We start from the raw sequence: 18,511 nt of genomic DNA, 5'->3' as shown, positions 1-18,511 counted from the left end.
ATCACTCTATATTTATAAATTTTTACTAAAAATAGGTCAAGTCTTTGAAAATCCAAATGAAAATGCGTTATTTAATAAAAAAATATGATGATTTCAAAAGACAACAAACAAATAAACCTGTATTACCATCCTGATTATGCTTTGTCTAAGAAATGTTTAGCCATTGCTCAAGCCAATAAAGCTGTTATTTTTCCTATTGATATCAGCAAAGCAGGAATTAGCCAAACCGATTGGTCTGAAATGGCAAAAATGTTAAACCTTAGCGTTGTTGATTTGATTAACCTCAATCACGAAATCATTACTTCAAAGTTTGGTAAATCTCCAAATATAGACGAGTTTGATGCTTTAAAAATTATTGAAAAGCATCCAGAAGTCGTTGATAAACCTATTGCAATCAGAGGTAACAAAATTGTTCGTGCTTCTCACGCCAACGACATTTTGCAACTTCAATCTGTCGATACAGGAGAAATTAAAATTCCTTAGTATTTCTATTATCTGATATAATATTTAAAAGGATTTTTTTACTTTGCTATTTTATTGAATAATCTCACAATAATTTAGTTATGAAAATCCACCATATTTCTAATCAAAACTCTGTCTTAAATCAATTTTTAATAGAAATAAGAGACCAAAATATTCAAAAAGACAAATTGAGATTTAGGTTTAACCTTGAACGTATTGGTGAAATACTTGCCTATGAAATGAGCAAAAGTCTTGATTATAAGTCTCAAACTACAACAACACCTCTCGGGCAACACCAAAAACCACTCATTAAAAATGAATTGGTAATTTGCTCAATTTTACGTGCAGGATTACCAATGCATAATGGCGTTTCTAGAATATTTGATTGTGTTGATAATGCTTTTATTTCAGCATATCGCACAAAAAATGACAAAGGCAATTTTGAAATTCATTTAGAATATTGTGCAACACCTGATTTGACTTCAAAAGATTTAATATTAGTAGATCCTATGTTGGCAACAGGACATTCTATTGTTGAAGTCTATAAAACTTTAACTAAAAAGTTTAAAATTTCATCTGTAAACATTTTATCTGCCATAGCTGCCCAGCCAGGCATTGATTTTCTTCAAACTCGATTGGGTCAAAACACTCAACTTTGGTTGGCAGATATAGACAAGAAGCTTGATGATAATGGATATATTGTGCCAGGTTTAGGCGATGCTGGCGATTTAGCTTTTGGTCCTAAACTTTAAATGATTTACTGCTCACCTGGAAATTTGATATAATTTGGAACTAAAGATTTAGTTTTTGTTTGGTCTTTGTCTTTCGGAGTTTGTTTGTTGCTGTCATCAGATTCTTTTTTGTTGAGCATTTTTCTAAATAATTCTTCAAAAGTTTCAAAATCAACAGTATATAAAATACCTAAACCTTGAGTGTATCCTAATTCTTCACCGATAAACTGAATATTACTTTCTCTATTAAACATTTGAGCTCTTAATGAGCCTGATTCGTTGAGTAAAAAATTTAATTCAACATCGCCAAACACAAACGACTGCGTCTGCCCACCTACAGGAACGCCAAACCGACCATTAATAAAAATTCTATCACTCAATTGGGTTTGAAGGGTCATCCCTACTCTATCTGAGCCTATAGCGTTTTGGTTTGGAGTTTTTTCCGCTTGAATATAATCAAAACCAATGTTAAACTTACCTTCATCATCTTTTAGAATCTGATCTATAATACTTGTTGCTCTTTCTGCTAATAGATTAGAGCCAATGGCATTCATACCAACGCCTTCGTTGTTGTAGAAAGTACCTTGAACAACGAGAGACAAAGCTTGCTTTTCAGTGTTTTCACGACCTTGAATTCTGTAATTCAATTCAGATTCTACTGTTGAGCTCAGATTTGGGTATTGTATATCAAAACTAATATCTGGTTGCATAAGCTCACCATTTAGTGTAATGATGACATCTATGGGTATTTCTCTATTAACGGATGGGTTGTCCAGTAAAACAGCAGGATTTGCATTTGTGGTATATTTGGCTTGTATATCCATATTGGCGTCAACGGGATTGCCTTCCCACGATAAATAACCACCAGGAATAACTTCAAACTTTTTTTCGATAAGACCTTGATATTTATAAATATATTCTCCTGATAGTGCTACAAAATCTCCATACATATCAAATTTACCATTCGTATTTATCTCTATGAGCAAGTTGCCGTCTCCTCGACCTCTTAGCGTGCTTCCGCTTTCTTGATCAACTACAACTTCTACTAAGGCATCATTGGTGATGATCAAGTCAAATTTTAGACTTAGCCCAGAAACTTTTTCAAGCAAATAATCTTTGCCTTGTGCTTTTTTTTGTTTGTCTTCAGGTGTTAAAAAATAAATAAATGAATTATCTCCAATAGTTTCAGTATCTGAAAGCGGAATATTAAAAACGGTATTAGGTTGACTTGTAGCATTAACATTTATTGTTAAAGCATCGGTTGGTCCGCTTATCGATGCTTTTCCTGAAATAAATGCGGTTCCGTAGTACAAGCTTTCTTCAGTATATGGTGTGTCTAAAGTTAAAATATTATCTGATGTTAAATCTAAGTTTAAATTCCAATCTTTGAATTGATCGTGAGATATAAAACCACTCAATGTGCCTTGAGTTTTGTATTTAGTATCCGTTAGAAGAATGTCATCTAGCACAAATTTCTTTTTGTCTAAAATGATTTTAGCCTTGTTTTGAAAGTCAAAATCAATATTGAGGTAAGGAAATTTTAGACCTGCATCATCTAAAAGTAATTGACCAGAAAAATCAGGATTTGATAGAGAACCAAATAATTTTGCGTTTCCATTAATTTTGCCTCTTATCCTACTGATCACATCTGAACCCAATGGGCTGAGAGAACTTATATCTAAATCATCAAAACTTATATCCAAATCTATCAATTGCTCTTGTTGGTTGGTGGTTATTTGACCTTCTGCTGACAAAAAATTCTGTTGTGCTTTAGTCAAATAGGCTTTTAAATCAAAATCTGATAAATTTTCATTGCCATTAGCTGATAGTTTTAAATCGCCGTATTGCAAATCATTGACTTCAAAATCTCTTACCATCACATTGAGATTTGGGGCGTATTGACCATTTTTTTGATATATTCTCATATTAGCATTAACAAGACCACCAAGCTTTACACTGTCTATATATGGTGTGATATTGTTTAGTTCAACGGTTTCAAGTTTAAGGTTAATGTCTTTGTAGGTAGAATCTCGCATCTCTCCATTAAGTTTTACAACTTGATTTTGATAAGAAAATGCAAGTGAATCAAATATAAATTTTTGGAGTCCTGATTCTAAAATAACTCTGTTGTTTTTGTAATTGTTGTTTTTATTTATTTCCCAAGTATTATTTTTGAAAAGTATATTTGAGTTTTGAAAACCTACCACCGTATTATTGTCTTTATCATAAGTTTGATATAGACTCAAATTAAATTTATCATCTTTGTTTGCTCCACCTGAAAATTCTGTTCTAAAAAAAAGCGTGTCATTAAGTTTAACATTTATTAAATTTAAATTTGAAATAGGATACGTAGCATTTTGAATATCAGCTATTTCTATATAGGTATCAAAAAATGGATTTTGCTTATCAATCTGTATTTCAACATCTTTCAGAATATTTTCTTTATACCTTATTTGGGGTGATATAAAGCGCAACTTCATTTCGTCTTCATTTGAAGATATTTTACCATTTAAAAATGTTTGAGGAGCAATGCTGATTTCAGGAAAAATAGCTTCAACGATTTTGTTGTTAATTTTAAATTCAAAGTTCACATTTTTGTTTGTGAACTGGTTTTTAATAACATCTTTAAAATAAAGATTTCTAAAAGAAATATCTATAAAATGTGGAAGTTTTGAAGGCTCAAAATGACCGTAAATTCTACCATCAATAACATCTGGAGAATTTACTGTAATATAATGAATGTTATTTTTAATTTCAGAACTGAGGATAAAATCTTTAAACTTATAGGTGTCATAACTGGTTGTATAATTAAAATCATTAAACTTAATTTGTCCTACAGCATCATCAATAGTATTGGCTTTCATATCAATTTTGAAATTGCCTTTAAAAATTGAAATACTGTCTTTTTCAATAAAATTAAGCTGATACAAATCGGCATATTTGATGTTTGACTCAAAACTGAAAATGTTTTGAGTATTTGAAGCATTGACAGTGCCATCAAAATCAAATAAAAAATTAGGGTCTTGACTGTCAATCTTGCCGTTAAAAATAGGATATTTTAAATTTCCATCAATGCTAAGGGTTTTGTAAACATAGCTATTATACTCAAAAGTATGAATTTTTCCATTGACTTGAGTGTTCAAAGATTCTTCGGTGAAGCCTTTACCGTTGATATAAAAATTAAAACTAGCCAGTCCTAAATCATTAGACTGTGCCAATTTTGCCAAGTTAACCTTTTTAAGATTCAAAAAACCTTTGTATTCTACTTCATCAGGAAGGTTTAGGTTTTTAAAATCAAGTTTCACTAATCCCTGACCTACCGTTGATTTTAGATTGAGTTCTGCATTTAAATTTTGCCCAAATATTTGCGTTTGCCCATTGACAGAAAAATTGCCCATGTATTGTATAAATTCAGGTAAATTATCGCCTAATACTTTTGGTAACAAACGTTTTAAATCAAAATAATTGGTTGTAATGTCTATGTTTTGCGTTTTTAATTGAAATTTATCTGGATTGGTTATTTGACTAATGACGATGTCTCCAGAAATTTCACTTCTCTGCATGCCATCAATTTTGATGTTTTTAAAAGAAAAATCATTTAATGTGCCATTAAGCTGACCTGATAATACCAAATTTTCATTAAATCCAAACCCGCTGTAAAAATAATTCAAATCGGTAGTTGATATCTTTGATTGATCAAAATTTGCTGAAATTTGAACTTTATTTTCAAAATCAGACCAATCTCCCTTTTGAAATTCAAATTTTAAATCGGTTGCGATTTCAGATTCGGGCATTTTGAGTTTTAATTGATCCAAACGCATTTGTGATCCGTTCATAAAAAATTTAGTCTGCAATCTATCTATTTTTAAACCATAACCCGTAATGCCAGAAAGTGAATTGATGTTTATGCTCACTTTGTCATCAACGATATTGATATTATTGACATCAAAATTTAAGTTTTTAATACTAAATGCCTCTGGCTTGTCTAAGTTATAATCTATTACACTGAATTCACTATCAACCAAAAACACATCGTCAATGTGAAGTTTAAAAGTTGAAGTAGAATCTTTGGGTTTATCCGTTTCAAATTTCTGTAGAAAAACGCCAAGATTATCAGAATCTTCATTTTTATATCGTATCAATTTCATCTTTAAGCCTTCAATCTCAGTTTTGCTTAAATCTAAATTACCTTTATTTAAAAGCCCTGAAATGTTAAAAATAGAAGTCGATAACTTATTAACATCAAAAATTGTATCGTTATGATGGTCAAAAACCATCACTTCTTGTATTTCAATATCTGCATTTAAACCAATTTTTAACCTTTCAATATTGATTTGAGTCCCATAAGTTTCATTGATGTTTTTGGTTAACTTTTGTGCGGTATAAGTCTGAACACCAGGGATTAAAAAAATCAATACCAATAAGAGAAACAGCAGAACAACCGCTATAACTATATGTTTGATGATATGAAAAATTCGCTTTACGATGGCTTTACAATTTTGTATAACAAATATACATTTAATCTATGATTGATAATACACAAAAATATTTAGCTTTGTTAAACATTTCAATAACTGTACCTGATTACGTTTATGACTAAGAAATCAATTTATATTCTCGCAATAGAATCCTCGTGTGATGACACTTCTGCGACTGTTTTTGAAAACGACAAAAAACTGAGTAATATTATAGCTACGCAATCTATACACGAAGCTTATGGTGGGGTTGTTCCTGAATTGGCATCGAGAGCACATCAAAAAAACATTGTTCCTGTTGTTGACCAAGCCCTGAAGGAAGCACAAATAAGTCTTAACAATATCTCTGCAATTGCATTCACAAAAGGTCCAGGACTTATGGGATCGCTTTTGGTTGGAGCTTCATTTGCCAAATCTATGGCTTTGGCGTTAGATGTTCCGCTTATTGAAGTTCATCATATGCAAGCCCATATTTTAGCTCATTTTATTGATGACGGTCAAAAAACACCAGAGTTCCCTTTTTTAGCTTTAACAATTAGTGGCGGTCATACTCAAATTGTAAAAGTGAAGGATTTTTTTGATATGGAAATTATAGGCAAAACTCTTGATGATGCTGTTGGAGAAGCTTTTGACAAATGTGGAAAAATGATGGGTTTGGGTTATCCAGCTGGTCGATTATAGACAAGTTTGCTAAAGAAGGTAACCCAAAACGCTTCACTTTTTCAAAACCCAAAGTAAAAGGTCTTGATTTTAGCTTCAGTGGATTGAAAACTGCTGTTTTATATTTTATACAAAAACAGAAAAAAACAAATCCTAATTTTGTTGAAGAAAACATAAAAGACCTTTGTGCGTCATTTCAAAAAACCGTTGTTGATATTTTGATGGACAAATTGCAATTGGCGGTTAAAAAAACTGGTATAAATCAAATTGCCATTGGTGGTGGAGTTTCAGCTAATTCAGGTATTAGAGAAGCCCTAAAACAAGCTGAAAAAGAGCTTCAGTGGAAGTGTTACATTCCAAAATTTGAATACTGTTTAGACAACGCCGCTATGATTGCTATAGTAGGCTATTATAAATATTTAAATCAAGACTTTACAAACTTTAAAACAACATCAAAAGCAAGATTAGAATTATGAAATATTTTTACTTAACTATATTATTTTTAAGTTTTAATTTTATCACTGCTCAAAGAGCATTATTTAACCAACGCTACACTTCAGAAGCAGAAGACTTTAAAATTGATCAAAACAAATTAAACGAATACAAAAAAGAAGGTCAATTGATAATTTTTAATGAAGAAAAACACAAAACTAAACTGGTCAAAACACTTTTAAAATCAAGGCAAGGTAAAACTAAAACTTTTGATAAAGGTTTTTTTGAAGAAGAATATAAAATACTTAGCAAGCAAAAAATACCCCATTACCGAGTGAGATACATTTTGATAGACAAAGACAGATTTGATACTGAAAAAGCTTTTAACAACTATGCCAACAAGGTGAGAGAATTATTAAAAACCAATGCTTTCAAGTCTGTTGCTATGCAATATTCTATGGATTACAACAAAAACGTTGGAGGTGATTCAGGTTGGTTTAAAAAAGGAAAAACACATCCAGTATTTTTTGCAGAAGTAACAAATACCAATCGGCTATCAGAAGAAATTTTTGAATTTGAAATTCCAGAAAATAACTGGTATTATTTTGTAAAAAAATCACACTCAAAAAAAGATATAGAAGAAGCTCTAGTGCTAAAGCAAAAAACAAACAAATAACCATTCAAAATGTTTTATGAGCCGTCTATAACTCCGCATCAAAATACACATACACTCAATCCTAACGAGAGCAAACACATTTTGCGTGTATTGAGAAAACAAGTTGGTGATAGTATAAAAATCACCAATGGACTTGGCGATGCTTTTGAAGCAAAAATAATTGCTGTCAAATCAAAACAATGTCAAATCAATATCATTTCGCATTTTTACGAAAAACCACTACCCTATCAACTCCATATTGGTATTGCACCACCAAAATCTGCTGATCGGTTTGAGTTTTTTTTAGAAAAAGCTACTGAACTCGGCATTTCTGAAATATCACCTTTGATCTGTAAAAACAGTGAACGCAAACGCTTAAATTTCAGTCGCTGTGAGAAAATAATTCAAAGTGCTATGAAGCAATCTTTAAGGCTTTATATGCCAAAGTTAAATCCCATAATATCTTTTGAAGAGTTTGTAAAAATTAAGTTTGATAATTATACCAAACTCATAGCACATTGTGAAAATGACAAAAAACACCCTATTCGCGATAAAATAAATCAAGCAGACAAGTTTTGTGTTCTCATAGGACCTGAAGGTGATTTTAGCCTTAGTGAAATTGAAACTGCAATAAACCTAAACTTCTCTCCTATCAGTTTAGGAAACAAACGATTACGCACAGAGACCGTTGCTATAACAGTTTGTCAAGCCTTAGCTCTATTAAAATACTAATTGTGTGTTATGCCAATTTGAAAGAATAATATCGCTAATAAACAGATAAAAATATAATACCGAATGTTATTTTAAACCTGAATTATTCAAATCAAAAGACCGGCAGGCAAAAAAGTCGTTGCCCAAAACATTAGCAAAAGAGATAGAGCAAAAGAAAAAAGACCGAAAAAAGAAAAAACTCTACCTGTGGTTTTGAGTGTTGATGAGTGTCAACGTATTTTTAAAGCCGTAAAGCAACCTAAGCACAAATTGATATTGCTTTTGGCGTATGGTGCTGGACTACGAGTGAGTGAAATCTGTAATTTAAGATGGCGTGATATAGATTTTGATGCACATAAAATTATGGTTAAATCAGCTAAAGGAAAAAAAGACAGGCAAGTGATGTTGCCATATTCTATTGTAGAGTATTTTAAGACTTATGAAGAGTTGTATAAGACAAAAAATTATGTTTTTGAAGGTCAGATAAAAGGAAGACCATATTCTACAGAAAGTTGTAGAGCTATTATGAAGCGTGCGGTTAAGAAAGCTGGAATCCGTAAAAAGGTGAATATGCATACATTACGTCATTCATTTGCGACACATTTGTTAGAAGGCGGGACAGACATAAGATATATACAAAAGTTTTTAAGTCATAGCAGTATCAAAACGACTACAGTTTATACTCATATTAGTCAAAAAAGCACTAAAAAGATAGAAAGTCCATTAGACAAAATGGCAAAAAAGTATAAAAACAAGCCTAAAAATTAAAAAAGTGGTGTATTTTTGTGGATATATACTAGTTACCTGCAAGCTGAAAAAAAATGAACGTCCAACATTACAAGCCAAAAAATGAAACCTTGAGAAAGTATATTGATGGTTATTATTTTATGACAAAAGGGAAATCAAAATTGCCTTTACATTATATGACTTTTCCTTATAATTTATGCTTTGTTAGTACCACTCAAAACTCAGATGTAAAAATAGAAGAAGGACAAATCTTAGTAACCCCTTCTGAGAAGGAAAAAGTTGTAACCGACTTGGTAGTAAGATATACCAAACCTTTTAAAGTCACGTTTCAAGAACCTACCAATGAAATAACAATTAGGTTTAAACCTCTTGGACTCAATTATTTCATTACAAACCTTTCTGATTACTTTATTAATGGATTCTGTATGGATTTTCAACCATTCGATGATTTGAATACGAAAATGCAATCCATCTTTGATATAGAGAATAGAGATGAACAAATAGAGCACCTTGAGAATTATTGGCTATCTAAACTTAAAAATATTGAAACGGATAGAATAGAAAACATCGTTGCGGATTTGGAGAGCGAACTTAGTATTGCTGACATTTCAAAAAAGCACCAAATATCAAGACAATATCTAAATAGAATTTTTTTTAATACTGTCGGTAAAACGCCTTCTGAATATCGTAAAGTTCACAAGTTTAGAAATGCATTACTAGATTTTCAGAAGGTAAACAACTTAACAGAACTTTCCTATAAAAGTCTTTTTTATGACCAATCCCATTTTATAAAGGAGTTCAAATCGCTTACCAATATCAATCCAAGCTTGTTTTTCAAAAGTATAGATTCAAGTGAAGACGTAGTATGGTTATCCATATAGTTCGGTTTCCATTTATACAATTTTTTTACTCTGAAAAGATTTTATTTTGTGGCAATATTTTGAGTATTCTTTGTTATGAATAAGTTTTTATGTTTGATATTTTTATTGGGTGTTACGATTAATACCTATCCTCAAAAGATACAAATTGAGGCTATTGAGCCTTTCATTAACCAACTAATGAAAGATTTTGAAGTAACTGGTCTTTCAATTGGCATCGTAAGAAACGATTCTGTTATTTACTCAAAAGGGTTTGGCACGAGAAAAGTCAATGAAAACTTACCTATTGATGAAAACACCATCTTTGGCATAGGCTCAATTTCAAAATCTTTTACGGCTTTAACTCTTGGAATATTGGTAGATGAAGGAAAAATAGACTGGGATGATAAGGTAAAAGACTATCTACCCTATTTTGAGTTGTATGATTCCTACGTTTCGGAAAATTTTACTATTAGAGATTTACTTACTCATAGGAGCGGGCTTAAAGAAATTAGTGGAGGAACACTTTGGTATCATTCAGATTTGTCGAGAAAAGATATTATCAAAAAATTAAAATATTTAGAACCAGTATCAGGTTTTCGGGAAAAACCAGCGTATCAAAATGTGATGTATCTCGTTGCGGGAGAAATAGTAAGCGTGGTTGCAAGAACAAGTTGGGATGATTTTTTAAAAAATAGGATATTCGATAAACTTGAGATGAGAAATAGTACCTCAATTTCTTCGGTCAGAGAACGTAATAAAAATTTGGCGTTTCCGCACGTTTGGAATGAAGATTACAAGAAAATGCTAGTTGCTCAAGAAAAAGGAGATAATCTTGCACCTGCTGGTTTTATATACTCGTCAGCAAATGATATGAACAAGTATATGAAAATGTTGCTTAATGATGGTATTTTTAAACAAGATACTATAATAAGCAAATCGACCCTCGCAGAAATTTTCAAACCCCAAATAATCTATCCTATTGAAGGCTCACCTTTTGGTAATGAATTCTCTTCCTACGGTTTTGGTTGGTGGGTTACACCGAAAAATAATGATAAACTAATTGAACATAATGGTGGCATTGATGGAATGGTCGCAAAGCTTTTTATGATAAAAAATCTAAACATAGGTGTAATCATATTAACCAATATTTCAAAAGAGCCAGCTTCCTTTTTGCTAAAAGCTAAATTACTTGAACAGATATTTGAGGATAAATCCCTTGACTTTTATGAGACTGTTAAAGGGTATAGAGATAGAAGGGTAAATGGAGAACCTAAAATCAAAACAAGAGTCAATAACACATCGCCATCGCTTGGATTAAATGGTTATACGGGAGTATACACAGATAAAATGTATGGAGAAATTAATATAGAACCGTTGAACCAAAAAGAACTAGAGATTTCTTTTTCACGCTCTTCTATATTTAGAGGAAAGTTAGAACATTGGCATTTTGATACATTCAAAATTGATTGGTACGACATAAGAGTGCCTGATGGATATTTAACATTTAATTTCAATTCAGACAGAAAAATATTAGGAATATCCTTTGACCAAGAAAGCCTACTTGATGTTGACTTTAGTGAAATTAATTTCCTAAAAAAAGAATAAATACACAATTATGAGAAAAATAATTTTAGTAACCATAATACTTCTTCAAGTCTATTCTATGAAAGGACAGACATCCTTAAAAGAAATCGGGCTTAAAGCCGGAAAATATGAAGTAGGCTTTAAACACTATACAGTCAATGATAGCACAAGAACCTACCGAATTCATAATGAGTTTAACAATCGACTTATTAAGAGACCCATTCCAATAAGTATTTGGTATCCTGCGAAAATAGAGGATAGCAATTCTGAACAATTAACAGTCTTAAACTATTTAGAGATTTTAAAAGAAGAGGAGGAATGGAAAAATTTACCGAATTACTTTCTGTTGGATTGGTTTCCGTATTTATGGAACACGCCAGAAAATAAAGCTCATCTCTCTGAAAAGACAAATGCTTTTTCTAATCCAGCAATTTTAGAAGGAAAATTTCCAGTAGTAGTTTATGCACCAAGCTATCAAGCCTCGTCAATTGAAAACTTTGCGTTATTCGAGTATTTAGCCGATAATGGTTTCGTAGTGGTATCCAGTCCTTCAAGAGGAACGGAGACACGTTGGTTAGAAGGAGGAACTACAAAAGATATGGAAACGCAATCAAGAGATGTTGAGTTTATTCTAAAAGAAATTTACAGCTACGAAAATATTGACTTAGAAAAAGTGGCATTAATGGGATTTAGTTTTGGTGGGTTGTCAAACGCTATAACTGTTATGAAAAACAAGAATATAAAAGCAATTGTTAGTTTGGATGGAACCGAAAGGTACAATTATCCTGTTTTGGAAAAATCCCCCTATTTCAATTTAGATAAGTTTTCCATTCCTTATATCCATTTCGCTCAAAAAGAGATTCCGAAGGAAGTTCTAACCACGGAGAAAATCCCTGAGGAGTTGAATTACAAATTTCAATTATACGACTCTTTGGAATATAGCAACATTCACAGATATAGATTTCACGACCTAACGCATTCTTATTTTAGTTCTTTCGGTGTCTTATTCGCTAACAGAGATAAAAGGCAAGATAAAAGTGATGATAAAATAATGGCATCCTACAATTTGCTTTGTCAACATACTTTAGACTTCTTAAATGCAACATTAAAAAATGAGAAAAAGTCGATTGATTTCATTGAAAATAAACCTGTTGCAAACGGATTTTCCAATAGTTTGATTTCCAAAGAATCAAAAAAAGCTAAAGAAAAAGGCTTTACATATAGTGATTTCAATGATTTAGCTTTCAAACAGGATTATGAAAATTTAATCACACTATATACAAAAACCATTTCCGATTATCCAAATCTTGAACTTCAAGAAGGAATGTTAAACACTTTAGGACTGCGATTGTCATTCAATCCTGAAAAGAAAGAGCAAGGCGTTAATGTGTTTTCATTGGCTTTACATCTTTATCCAAAATCAGCTAATTTATATGATAGTTTAGCTGAAGCATATTTTTATAATAAGGATTACTCTAACGCTATTTTGAATTACAAAAAGTCATTGGAATTGAATCCGAAAAATCAAAATGCAATTGACAGATTGAAACAACTAAAGGAATAAAGCCAGCAGGTAACAATGTATATAAAAAATAGGCGGAGTAGTAATAAAATCAAGGCTTTTAGCACGTATCAAACTTTGCACTTAACCGAAAGGTTGGTGCTTAAAAATCGCCTACTTTTCATATACTAACCGTTATGCCATATTCCCCATATCAAGAAACTCGATTAATTTCTATTGCTAACGATGCCGATAAAATATTGGTTATTATTTTTGTAATGATCCTTTGTAAAGTCGATTTTTCAAATGGTGCTTGAGATAGAGCCCGTGCGCTCATTCTGGTTGAAATGTAAAAAAGCCCCGACTCTTCTCAGGGCTTTGTTGATAATTTCAGTGGTGGCTACGATAATTCGCAGACCCCGTTCAGAATAATTTTCAATACAAAAATACATTTCCTTAGGATCTTTTTTGTTTAATACTTAAATATTTTTCAATTATGGCAAGAAAGAAAAAGTTAGAAATGGAAATTGTAAACCAACATGCGACAGGTATTGACATTGGAAGTCGGTCTCACTTTGTAGCAGTTGGACAAGCCCTAGAAGATGTAAAAGAATTTGGGGTTTATGCAGAAGATCTTACTGCAATTTGTCAACACCTAAAAAGCTATGGTATTACCTCAGTTGCCATGGAAAGCACAGGAGATTATTGGCAAAATCTTTTTACAGAACTCATCAAGCATGATTTTGAAGTTATTTTATGCAATGGAAAATTTACCAAACACGCAAAAGGTAAAAAAACAGATGTTAAAGATGCAAGATGGATTCAAAAACTGCATGCATTAGGTTTGCTTACAAGTAGTTTTTTGCCTGACCAGCAGACTGAAATACTTAGAACTTATGCACGTCAGCGAGGCAATATTATACATCAAGCGTGGCGACTTCAAGAAAAATGCAAAAATGCCTTAAGTTTTTAAATTTTAGACTTGATGTTGTAGTTAAAGACATTTGTGGTCTTACGGGTCTTAAAATCATAGAAGATATTTGCAAAGGAAATTTAGACCCTAATGAACTTGCTAAGCATCGGCACTACAATTGCCGAAAGTCTGAGGCAGAAATAGCAAAAGCCCTCCATGGCAATAACAGAAAGACTTTCTTTTTGGGTTAAAACAAGAATTTCAAACTTATCAGTTTTTACAAAAACAATTAAAGGCTTGCGATAAACAGATAGACCAATTCATAAAAAAGCATCTTGACACAAATCCAGAATTAAAAAAACTAAAAACCAATCCAAAACCTTATAAAAGAGAAAATAAGAATGCTCCCAAAATAAAGGATTTTAATCAAGTAGCTTATCAGTATTTTGAAGGTGTGGATCTGCTTGCCATTGAAGGCGTAAGTCATGCTACAATACTTAGTATTATGGTAGAGATAGGTCCGGAAGGATTTAGAAAGTTTAATTCTTCAAAAGAATTTGTCTCTTGGTTAAGACTAGCACCAAACAACAAAATATCAGGCGGTAAAGTGCTTAGTTCAAAAGTTCCTAAAGGGAGTAATAGATTAAAAATAGCATTACGACAAGCGACTAATTCTATTGGAAATTTAAAAGATACACACTTGTCTGATTTCTTTAAGCGTGTCGCATTTAGAAAAGGAAGACAAGCGACAGTAAGCGCAACAGCAAGAAAATTGGGTGTAATCATATGGAATATGGTTACAAAAAAAGAACCTTATAAACCGCCAAAAGAATATCTATTCCTCGATCAAAAAAGAAAGTTAGGCATAGCCAAAAGAATGAGGAAACAAATCGCTAAATTTGGATTAACTAATGAAGATTTAGGCTTAAATGCAAATATCTATAAAACAGCAACTTAATTTACGTTAGTCAGAATTAAAATTAAAAAAAAGGTTAAAAGAAAAAATTATCAATAGGGCTAACCACCCATCGTTTATGTGAGTAGCAAGGATTATGCAGATTAATTGTTACAAAATTTAATTTCTGCAATTAACAAGTTAAATAATAAATTATGAAGAATACACTAATATTAATATTCGCTTTCACTATTTTAGTATTTTTGGATGTACAGAAAGTGATTCAGATCAAACTATAAATAATGAAACTACAGAAGAGTTTTCATTAAAGTCCAATCCTTTATACAATAATTATTCTTATGAAGATTATTTGTTACAAGTTACGAATGAAATTGACACGTCATTAGGAATTCTAAATAATATTGATGCTTCAAATTTTGAAAATGAAGATCAAGTTATGAATTATATTCTACCACTAGTAGAAAATCGAAGAACAAACGATATAAATTATTTTGATACTGAATGGTATTTAGACAATGTTCCTAATTTTGATAATGAAATTTCTTTAGAGGATGTTAATTTGTCATCTGAAACCTTGAACTATTTTAATTTATTGATTCAATATTATGATAATAGTGATTATGAGGCATTACTTAGTCTTAAAGATGAATACATAAGAAATTTTGATGCTAATTCTGATATGATTTCTTTAGCAACTACTTTTGCAGTAATTGATTATTTTGAAGATGATTTAATTAATTCGTTCACGACAAAAAGTAGTGATTGTGCACCTGATGGAGGTACAACCGCAGGTGCGTCCATAGGTGGTGCGATTTTAGGTGCAAGAGTTGGCTTCATGTTTGGTTCCTTCTTAGGACCTGCTGGTACAGTGGCTGGTACCGTTGGTGGTGCAATTGTAGGTTCACTTTTATCAACAATTGTAAGTATTGGTGTTCAAGGAGTTGCTTGCGAAGCAGGATGGTGGTAAAATGAAAAATAAAATTGAAAAAATCATTTTAAGAAAATTTGCTATACCAATTCTTGTTGTTGTACTAATTGCAATAAACAAAGATGTTAATTTTTGGCAAATACTTTTATTATTTGGTTTAGCATTTTTCATAAATTGGATATTTGATATCACAATTGTTGAATGGTCAATTAAAAAAGGTAATAAGGACTAAAATAACATGGCATAACATTGCATATATTCAATAGCGCCTTTTGGCTTAGAACAAGAGTCGCTATTGTTTTTTTTATTTTGGTTTTAAATCTAAAAACTTGCTTATTTTTCCGCTACTGAAATATATGCTTCCCGTTATGCACAAGGTTGAAAAAGCCAACGCACGTAAGGCACATTTGTTTTTTTGCCCACGCTACACCAGCCGCAGAAAAAAACAAAAGAGCCTTTTTGCCAACGCTCGACCGAAAAAACTAACGGAATTATGAGAATATCAAAACTTCTAAATCTGACCTTAATTATCGGACTGGCTGTCCAACTGACTTTCGGGCAAACACCTAAAATTCCGACAATCGAAATCCCATCGGTGCCAAAACCTACCAACTTCACACCACAATCTATTTTTGATATACCGAAGCCCTATTCCCCGACAAATCCAATGGACATTTTTCAGGGAACGGACGAACAAGAACGTATCAAAAGGCAAAACGAACAAATTATTCGTGAAGTTCAACTCAACGAACAACGACAAATTGAAGCCCAAAAGAAAATTTATGCCGACCTGAAAATGGAACGTACCAACTTCAGACTTCCAAGCCTAAACCACATTGCGGGAACTGAATATTACCGAAAAGCCTTTGACAAACTTTCAGGAATGAATCCCGATGATTTCTCAATCAAAGATGCGACTTTTATCATAGAGAATGCCTTTTACGAAGAACAAAAAGACCACGAGGAGTTTAACCAAATTGTTAAACAAACAGGCGATTTTTTGAAAGAGAAAATGGACGAACTCGGCTATGACCGAAACAGCAACCTTGCCAAAAACCTAATCCTTTTTCAATTCTTTTCAGACACACTTGAAATCAAACAGAAAAACCTAAAACACTTACCTTTCAAATACGACTTTGAGGATTATTGGGGTGCTGACGACTGGACGAAAATGTTTGTTCACAAACTTCTGCAAACAGGTTCGGGGCAGTGTAATTCTCTGCCAAGACTTTACTTAATCCTTGCCGAAGAAATCGGAGCAGAAGCCTTTTTGGCTCTTTCACCCAACCATTCGTACATCAAATTCCGTGATGAAGAAGAAAATTGGTATAATGTAGAACTGACAAACGGAATGTTCACGTTGGACTCTTTTATATTGCAATCGGGCTACATCAAATCCGAAGCCTTGACAAACGGAATCTATATGGAACCACTATCGAGTAAGCAGTTGCTGTCGCAACTGCTTACCGATTTTGCTTCGGGTTACGTTCACAAATTCGGTTACAGCCCATTTGTAAAAGAAGTTACGGACAAAGCTTTTGAACTTTACCCAAATTCGCTAAACGCCAATATGATGAATTCCAATTTTATGACCGTTCAATTTGAAAATGCGACCCATCAAATAGGTGTTAATCCACGAGACAATCGAGATTTACAGAACATTCGTTTCTATCCGCCAATCGTGGCAATGCTCAATGAAACCAATGCACAATACCGAAAAATTGACGATTTGGGTTATGAATATATGTCGGCACAAGCCTATCAAAAATGGCTTGACGACCTAATGGATGCCAAACAACAGCAGGACAACGAAACCATAAAACAACAATTCAATATCAAGTTAAACCAACTTAAAAACTGATGAAAAAATTACTTTTACTGATACTTTTTGCAAACTTTTCAGCTTTTGCTCAAGTGCCAAATCAAGTTTTATACAATGAAGTGTATCAAAATCTTTCAGATATGTTGGACGGCAAAAGAAAATTGAGTTTTAAAGAGGCTGTTTTTACTGTTGAAAATGCTTATTTACAAGGAACGTTAGACACTGCCTTTGTGAACAAAAAGATACATTTTCTTAAAAACCTTAGTATTCAAGTTCAAAAAAATGGTGTATTAGATTATCAAGAGAGGGACAAGGAAACCGTAAGCAAGTATGCAAGTCTTTTTCTTGTATTGAAAGACACTACAAAAATACTTGATTCAAATGGAGAAATCTTTTTACACCCACCCTTTTCGTATGATTTTGAAGATGTTTTCGGACATCAAAAATGGGAAAATATGTTTGTTTCCAAACTTTTGGGAACGCATACAGGAAATTGTCATTCCTTACCTTATTTATACAAGATTCTGGCAGAGGAAATTGGCGTAACGGCACATTTAGCACTTGCACCAAATCACACTTATATCAAACATCGGAGTGAAAGAGATGGTTGGTACAATACAGAATTAACAAGTGGAATTTTTCCGATTGACGCTTGGATAATGGCTTCGGGCTACGTTCATTTAGATGCTATTAGAAACGGTGTTTATATGAAAGCTCTTGACGATAAAGAAAGTATTGCCCTTTGTTTGGTGGATTTGGCTTTGGGCTACCAAACACACGAGTTTTACGACTTGGATTTTGTAATGAAGTGTGCTTACAAAGCATTGGAATATTTCCCCAACTACATCGGTGCAATGATGTTGATAACAGAAGCCAAAGGAAAAATGATTGAGAATATTTTATACAGTAAGGGTAAAGACTTTTCACAAGCAAGGCAATACTCCGAAACAAGGGAAATACTCGAAGAAGTCAGGCAAGACTTGATTAAAATACACGAACTCGGTTATCGTCAAATGCCCGAAGAAATGTATTTGGATTGGCTTGTTTCGCTTTATCACGAAAGAGACAAATATCAAAACAAAAAAATCAATACCTTTAACACAACCGATTAGAC

Annotated in this window: 16 protein-coding genes and 1 pseudogene; 16 read left to right on the top strand and 1 reads right to left on the bottom strand. The window is 32.4% G+C overall.

What is annotated here, in order from left to right:
- Positions 1–84: 84 nt before the first annotated feature.
- Together IGB25_RS04360 and upp are read left to right on the top strand one after the other, a co-directional pair.
- A complete protein-coding gene (locus IGB25_RS04360; protein ID WP_211066326.1) occupies positions 85–483 on the top strand; it encodes an arsenate reductase family protein in 399 nt (132 codons plus the stop codon).
- An 80-nt stretch (positions 484–563) separates the two neighbouring features.
- Positions 564–1,214: a uracil phosphoribosyltransferase gene (gene upp, locus IGB25_RS04355; RefSeq protein ID WP_211066325.1), complete on the top strand. Its 651-nt coding sequence runs from the start codon at positions 564–566 to the stop codon at positions 1,212–1,214.
- A gap of 5 nt (positions 1,215–1,219) precedes the next feature.
- On the opposite strand, the gene IGB25_RS04350 is transcribed toward upp, so the two are convergent.
- A complete protein-coding gene (locus tag IGB25_RS04350) occupies positions 1,220–5,608 on the bottom strand; it encodes a translocation/assembly module TamB domain-containing protein (RefSeq protein WP_211066324.1) in 4,389 nt (1,462 codons plus the stop codon).
- 177 nt (positions 5,609–5,785) lie between these two features.
- Between IGB25_RS04350 and tsaD the strand changes: the two are divergent.
- The 14 genes and pseudogenes from tsaD to IGB25_RS04290 all read left to right on the top strand — a co-directional run bounded on the left by tsaD (position 5,786) and on the right by IGB25_RS04290 (position 18,509).
- A pseudogene (tsaD, locus tag IGB25_RS04345) lies at positions 5,786–6,804 on the top strand (tRNA (adenosine(37)-N6)-threonylcarbamoyltransferase complex transferase subunit TsaD).
- The gene (locus tag IGB25_RS04340; RefSeq protein ID WP_211066323.1) at positions 6,801–7,436 is read left to right on the top strand and encodes a peptidylprolyl isomerase; all 636 of its coding nucleotides are present in this window, start codon (positions 6,801–6,803) and stop codon (positions 7,434–7,436) included. The pseudogene tsaD and the gene IGB25_RS04340 overlap by 4 nt, the downstream one beginning before the upstream one ends.
- Positions 7,437–7,445: 9 nt before the next feature.
- Positions 7,446–8,147 carry a 16S rRNA (uracil(1498)-N(3))-methyltransferase gene (locus IGB25_RS04335; protein ID WP_211066322.1) on the top strand — a complete coding sequence of 234 codons (702 nt, stop codon included), beginning with the start codon at positions 7,446–7,448 and terminating at the stop codon, positions 8,145–8,147.
- A gap of 192 nt (positions 8,148–8,339) precedes the next feature.
- The gene (locus IGB25_RS04330; protein ID WP_247653613.1) at positions 8,340–8,894 is read left to right on the top strand and encodes a tyrosine-type recombinase/integrase; all 555 of its coding nucleotides are present in this window, start codon (positions 8,340–8,342) and stop codon (positions 8,892–8,894) included.
- A 53-nt stretch (positions 8,895–8,947) separates the two neighbouring features.
- On the top strand, positions 8,948–9,754 hold the full coding sequence (locus IGB25_RS04325; protein ID WP_211066321.1) for an AraC family transcriptional regulator: 807 nt from the start codon (positions 8,948–8,950) through the stop codon (positions 9,752–9,754).
- Between the two features lie 75 nt (positions 9,755–9,829).
- A complete protein-coding gene (locus tag IGB25_RS04320; RefSeq protein WP_371815943.1) occupies positions 9,830–11,338 on the top strand; it encodes a serine hydrolase in 1,509 nt (502 codons plus the stop codon).
- Positions 11,339–11,348: 10 nt separating this feature from the next.
- Entirely contained in the window at positions 11,349–12,881 is a 1,533-nt protein-coding gene (locus tag IGB25_RS04315) for a tetratricopeptide repeat protein (protein WP_211066319.1), read from the top strand.
- Between the two features lie 433 nt (positions 12,882–13,314).
- On the top strand, positions 13,315–13,791 hold the full coding sequence (locus IGB25_RS14700) for an IS110 family transposase (protein ID WP_247653612.1): 477 nt from the start codon (positions 13,315–13,317) through the stop codon (positions 13,789–13,791).
- Positions 13,767–13,982 (top strand): hypothetical protein, encoded by a 216-nt coding sequence (locus IGB25_RS14695; protein ID WP_247653611.1) that lies wholly within the window; start codon positions 13,767–13,769, stop codon positions 13,980–13,982. The genes IGB25_RS14700 and IGB25_RS14695 overlap by 25 nt, the downstream gene beginning before the upstream one ends.
- Positions 13,983–14,185: 203 nt before the next feature.
- On the top strand, positions 14,186–14,689 hold the full coding sequence (locus tag IGB25_RS14690) for a transposase (RefSeq protein ID WP_247653610.1): 504 nt from the start codon (positions 14,186–14,188) through the stop codon (positions 14,687–14,689).
- A gap of 307 nt (positions 14,690–14,996) precedes the next feature.
- Positions 14,997–15,614, top strand: coding sequence for a DUF456 domain-containing protein (locus IGB25_RS04305; protein WP_211066318.1), 618 nt, complete (start codon positions 14,997–14,999; stop codon positions 15,612–15,614).
- Between the two features lies 1 nt (position 15,615).
- Positions 15,616–15,807 (top strand): hypothetical protein, encoded by a 192-nt coding sequence (locus tag IGB25_RS04300; RefSeq protein WP_211066317.1) that lies wholly within the window; start codon positions 15,616–15,618, stop codon positions 15,805–15,807.
- 261 nt (positions 15,808–16,068) lie between these two features.
- The gene (locus IGB25_RS04295; RefSeq protein ID WP_211066316.1) at positions 16,069–17,436 is read left to right on the top strand and encodes a hypothetical protein; all 1,368 of its coding nucleotides are present in this window, start codon (positions 16,069–16,071) and stop codon (positions 17,434–17,436) included.
- Entirely contained in the window at positions 17,436–18,509 is a 1,074-nt protein-coding gene (locus IGB25_RS04290) for a hypothetical protein (RefSeq protein WP_211066315.1), read from the top strand. Before IGB25_RS04295 ends, IGB25_RS04290 begins: the two co-directional genes overlap by 1 nt.
- Positions 18,510–18,511 lie beyond the last annotated feature (2 nt).

It is taken from the genome of Flavobacterium sp. CS20, from assembly GCF_018080005.1.
Taxonomy (GTDB): Bacteria; Bacteroidota; Bacteroidia; order Flavobacteriales; family Flavobacteriaceae; genus Psychroflexus.
Note: the sequence above shows the minus strand (reverse complement) of the source record. Positions and strands in the feature narration are given on the sequence as shown.

What these genes read in the sequence shown, in the direction of transcription:
- IGB25_RS04360 (WP_211066326.1), top strand. Translation starts at nt 85, where the DNA reads ATGATGATTTCAAAAGACAACAAACAAATAAACCTGTATTACCATCCT.
- upp (WP_211066325.1), top strand. Translation starts at nt 564, where the DNA reads ATGAAAATCCACCATATTTCTAATCAAAACTCTGTCTTAAATCAATTT.
- IGB25_RS04340 (WP_211066323.1), top strand. Translation starts at nt 6,801, where the DNA reads ATGAAATATTTTTACTTAACTATATTATTTTTAAGTTTTAATTTTATC.
- IGB25_RS04335 (WP_211066322.1), top strand. Translation starts at nt 7,446, where the DNA reads ATGTTTTATGAGCCGTCTATAACTCCGCATCAAAATACACATACACTC.
- IGB25_RS04325 (WP_211066321.1), top strand. Translation starts at nt 8,948, where the DNA reads ATGAACGTCCAACATTACAAGCCAAAAAATGAAACCTTGAGAAAGTAT.
- IGB25_RS04320 (WP_371815943.1), top strand. Translation starts at nt 9,830, where the DNA reads ATGAATAAGTTTTTATGTTTGATATTTTTATTGGGTGTTACGATTAAT.
- IGB25_RS04315 (WP_211066319.1), top strand. Translation starts at nt 11,349, where the DNA reads ATGAGAAAAATAATTTTAGTAACCATAATACTTCTTCAAGTCTATTCT.
- IGB25_RS14700 (WP_247653612.1), top strand. Translation starts at nt 13,315, where the DNA reads ATGGCAAGAAAGAAAAAGTTAGAAATGGAAATTGTAAACCAACATGCG.
- IGB25_RS14695 (WP_247653611.1), top strand. Translation starts at nt 13,767, where the DNA reads ATGCAAAAATGCCTTAAGTTTTTAAATTTTAGACTTGATGTTGTAGTT.
- IGB25_RS04300 (WP_211066317.1), top strand. Translation starts at nt 15,616, where the DNA reads ATGAAAAATAAAATTGAAAAAATCATTTTAAGAAAATTTGCTATACCA.
- IGB25_RS04295 (WP_211066316.1), top strand. Translation starts at nt 16,069, where the DNA reads ATGAGAATATCAAAACTTCTAAATCTGACCTTAATTATCGGACTGGCT.
- IGB25_RS04290 (WP_211066315.1), top strand. Translation starts at nt 17,436, where the DNA reads ATGAAAAAATTACTTTTACTGATACTTTTTGCAAACTTTTCAGCTTTT.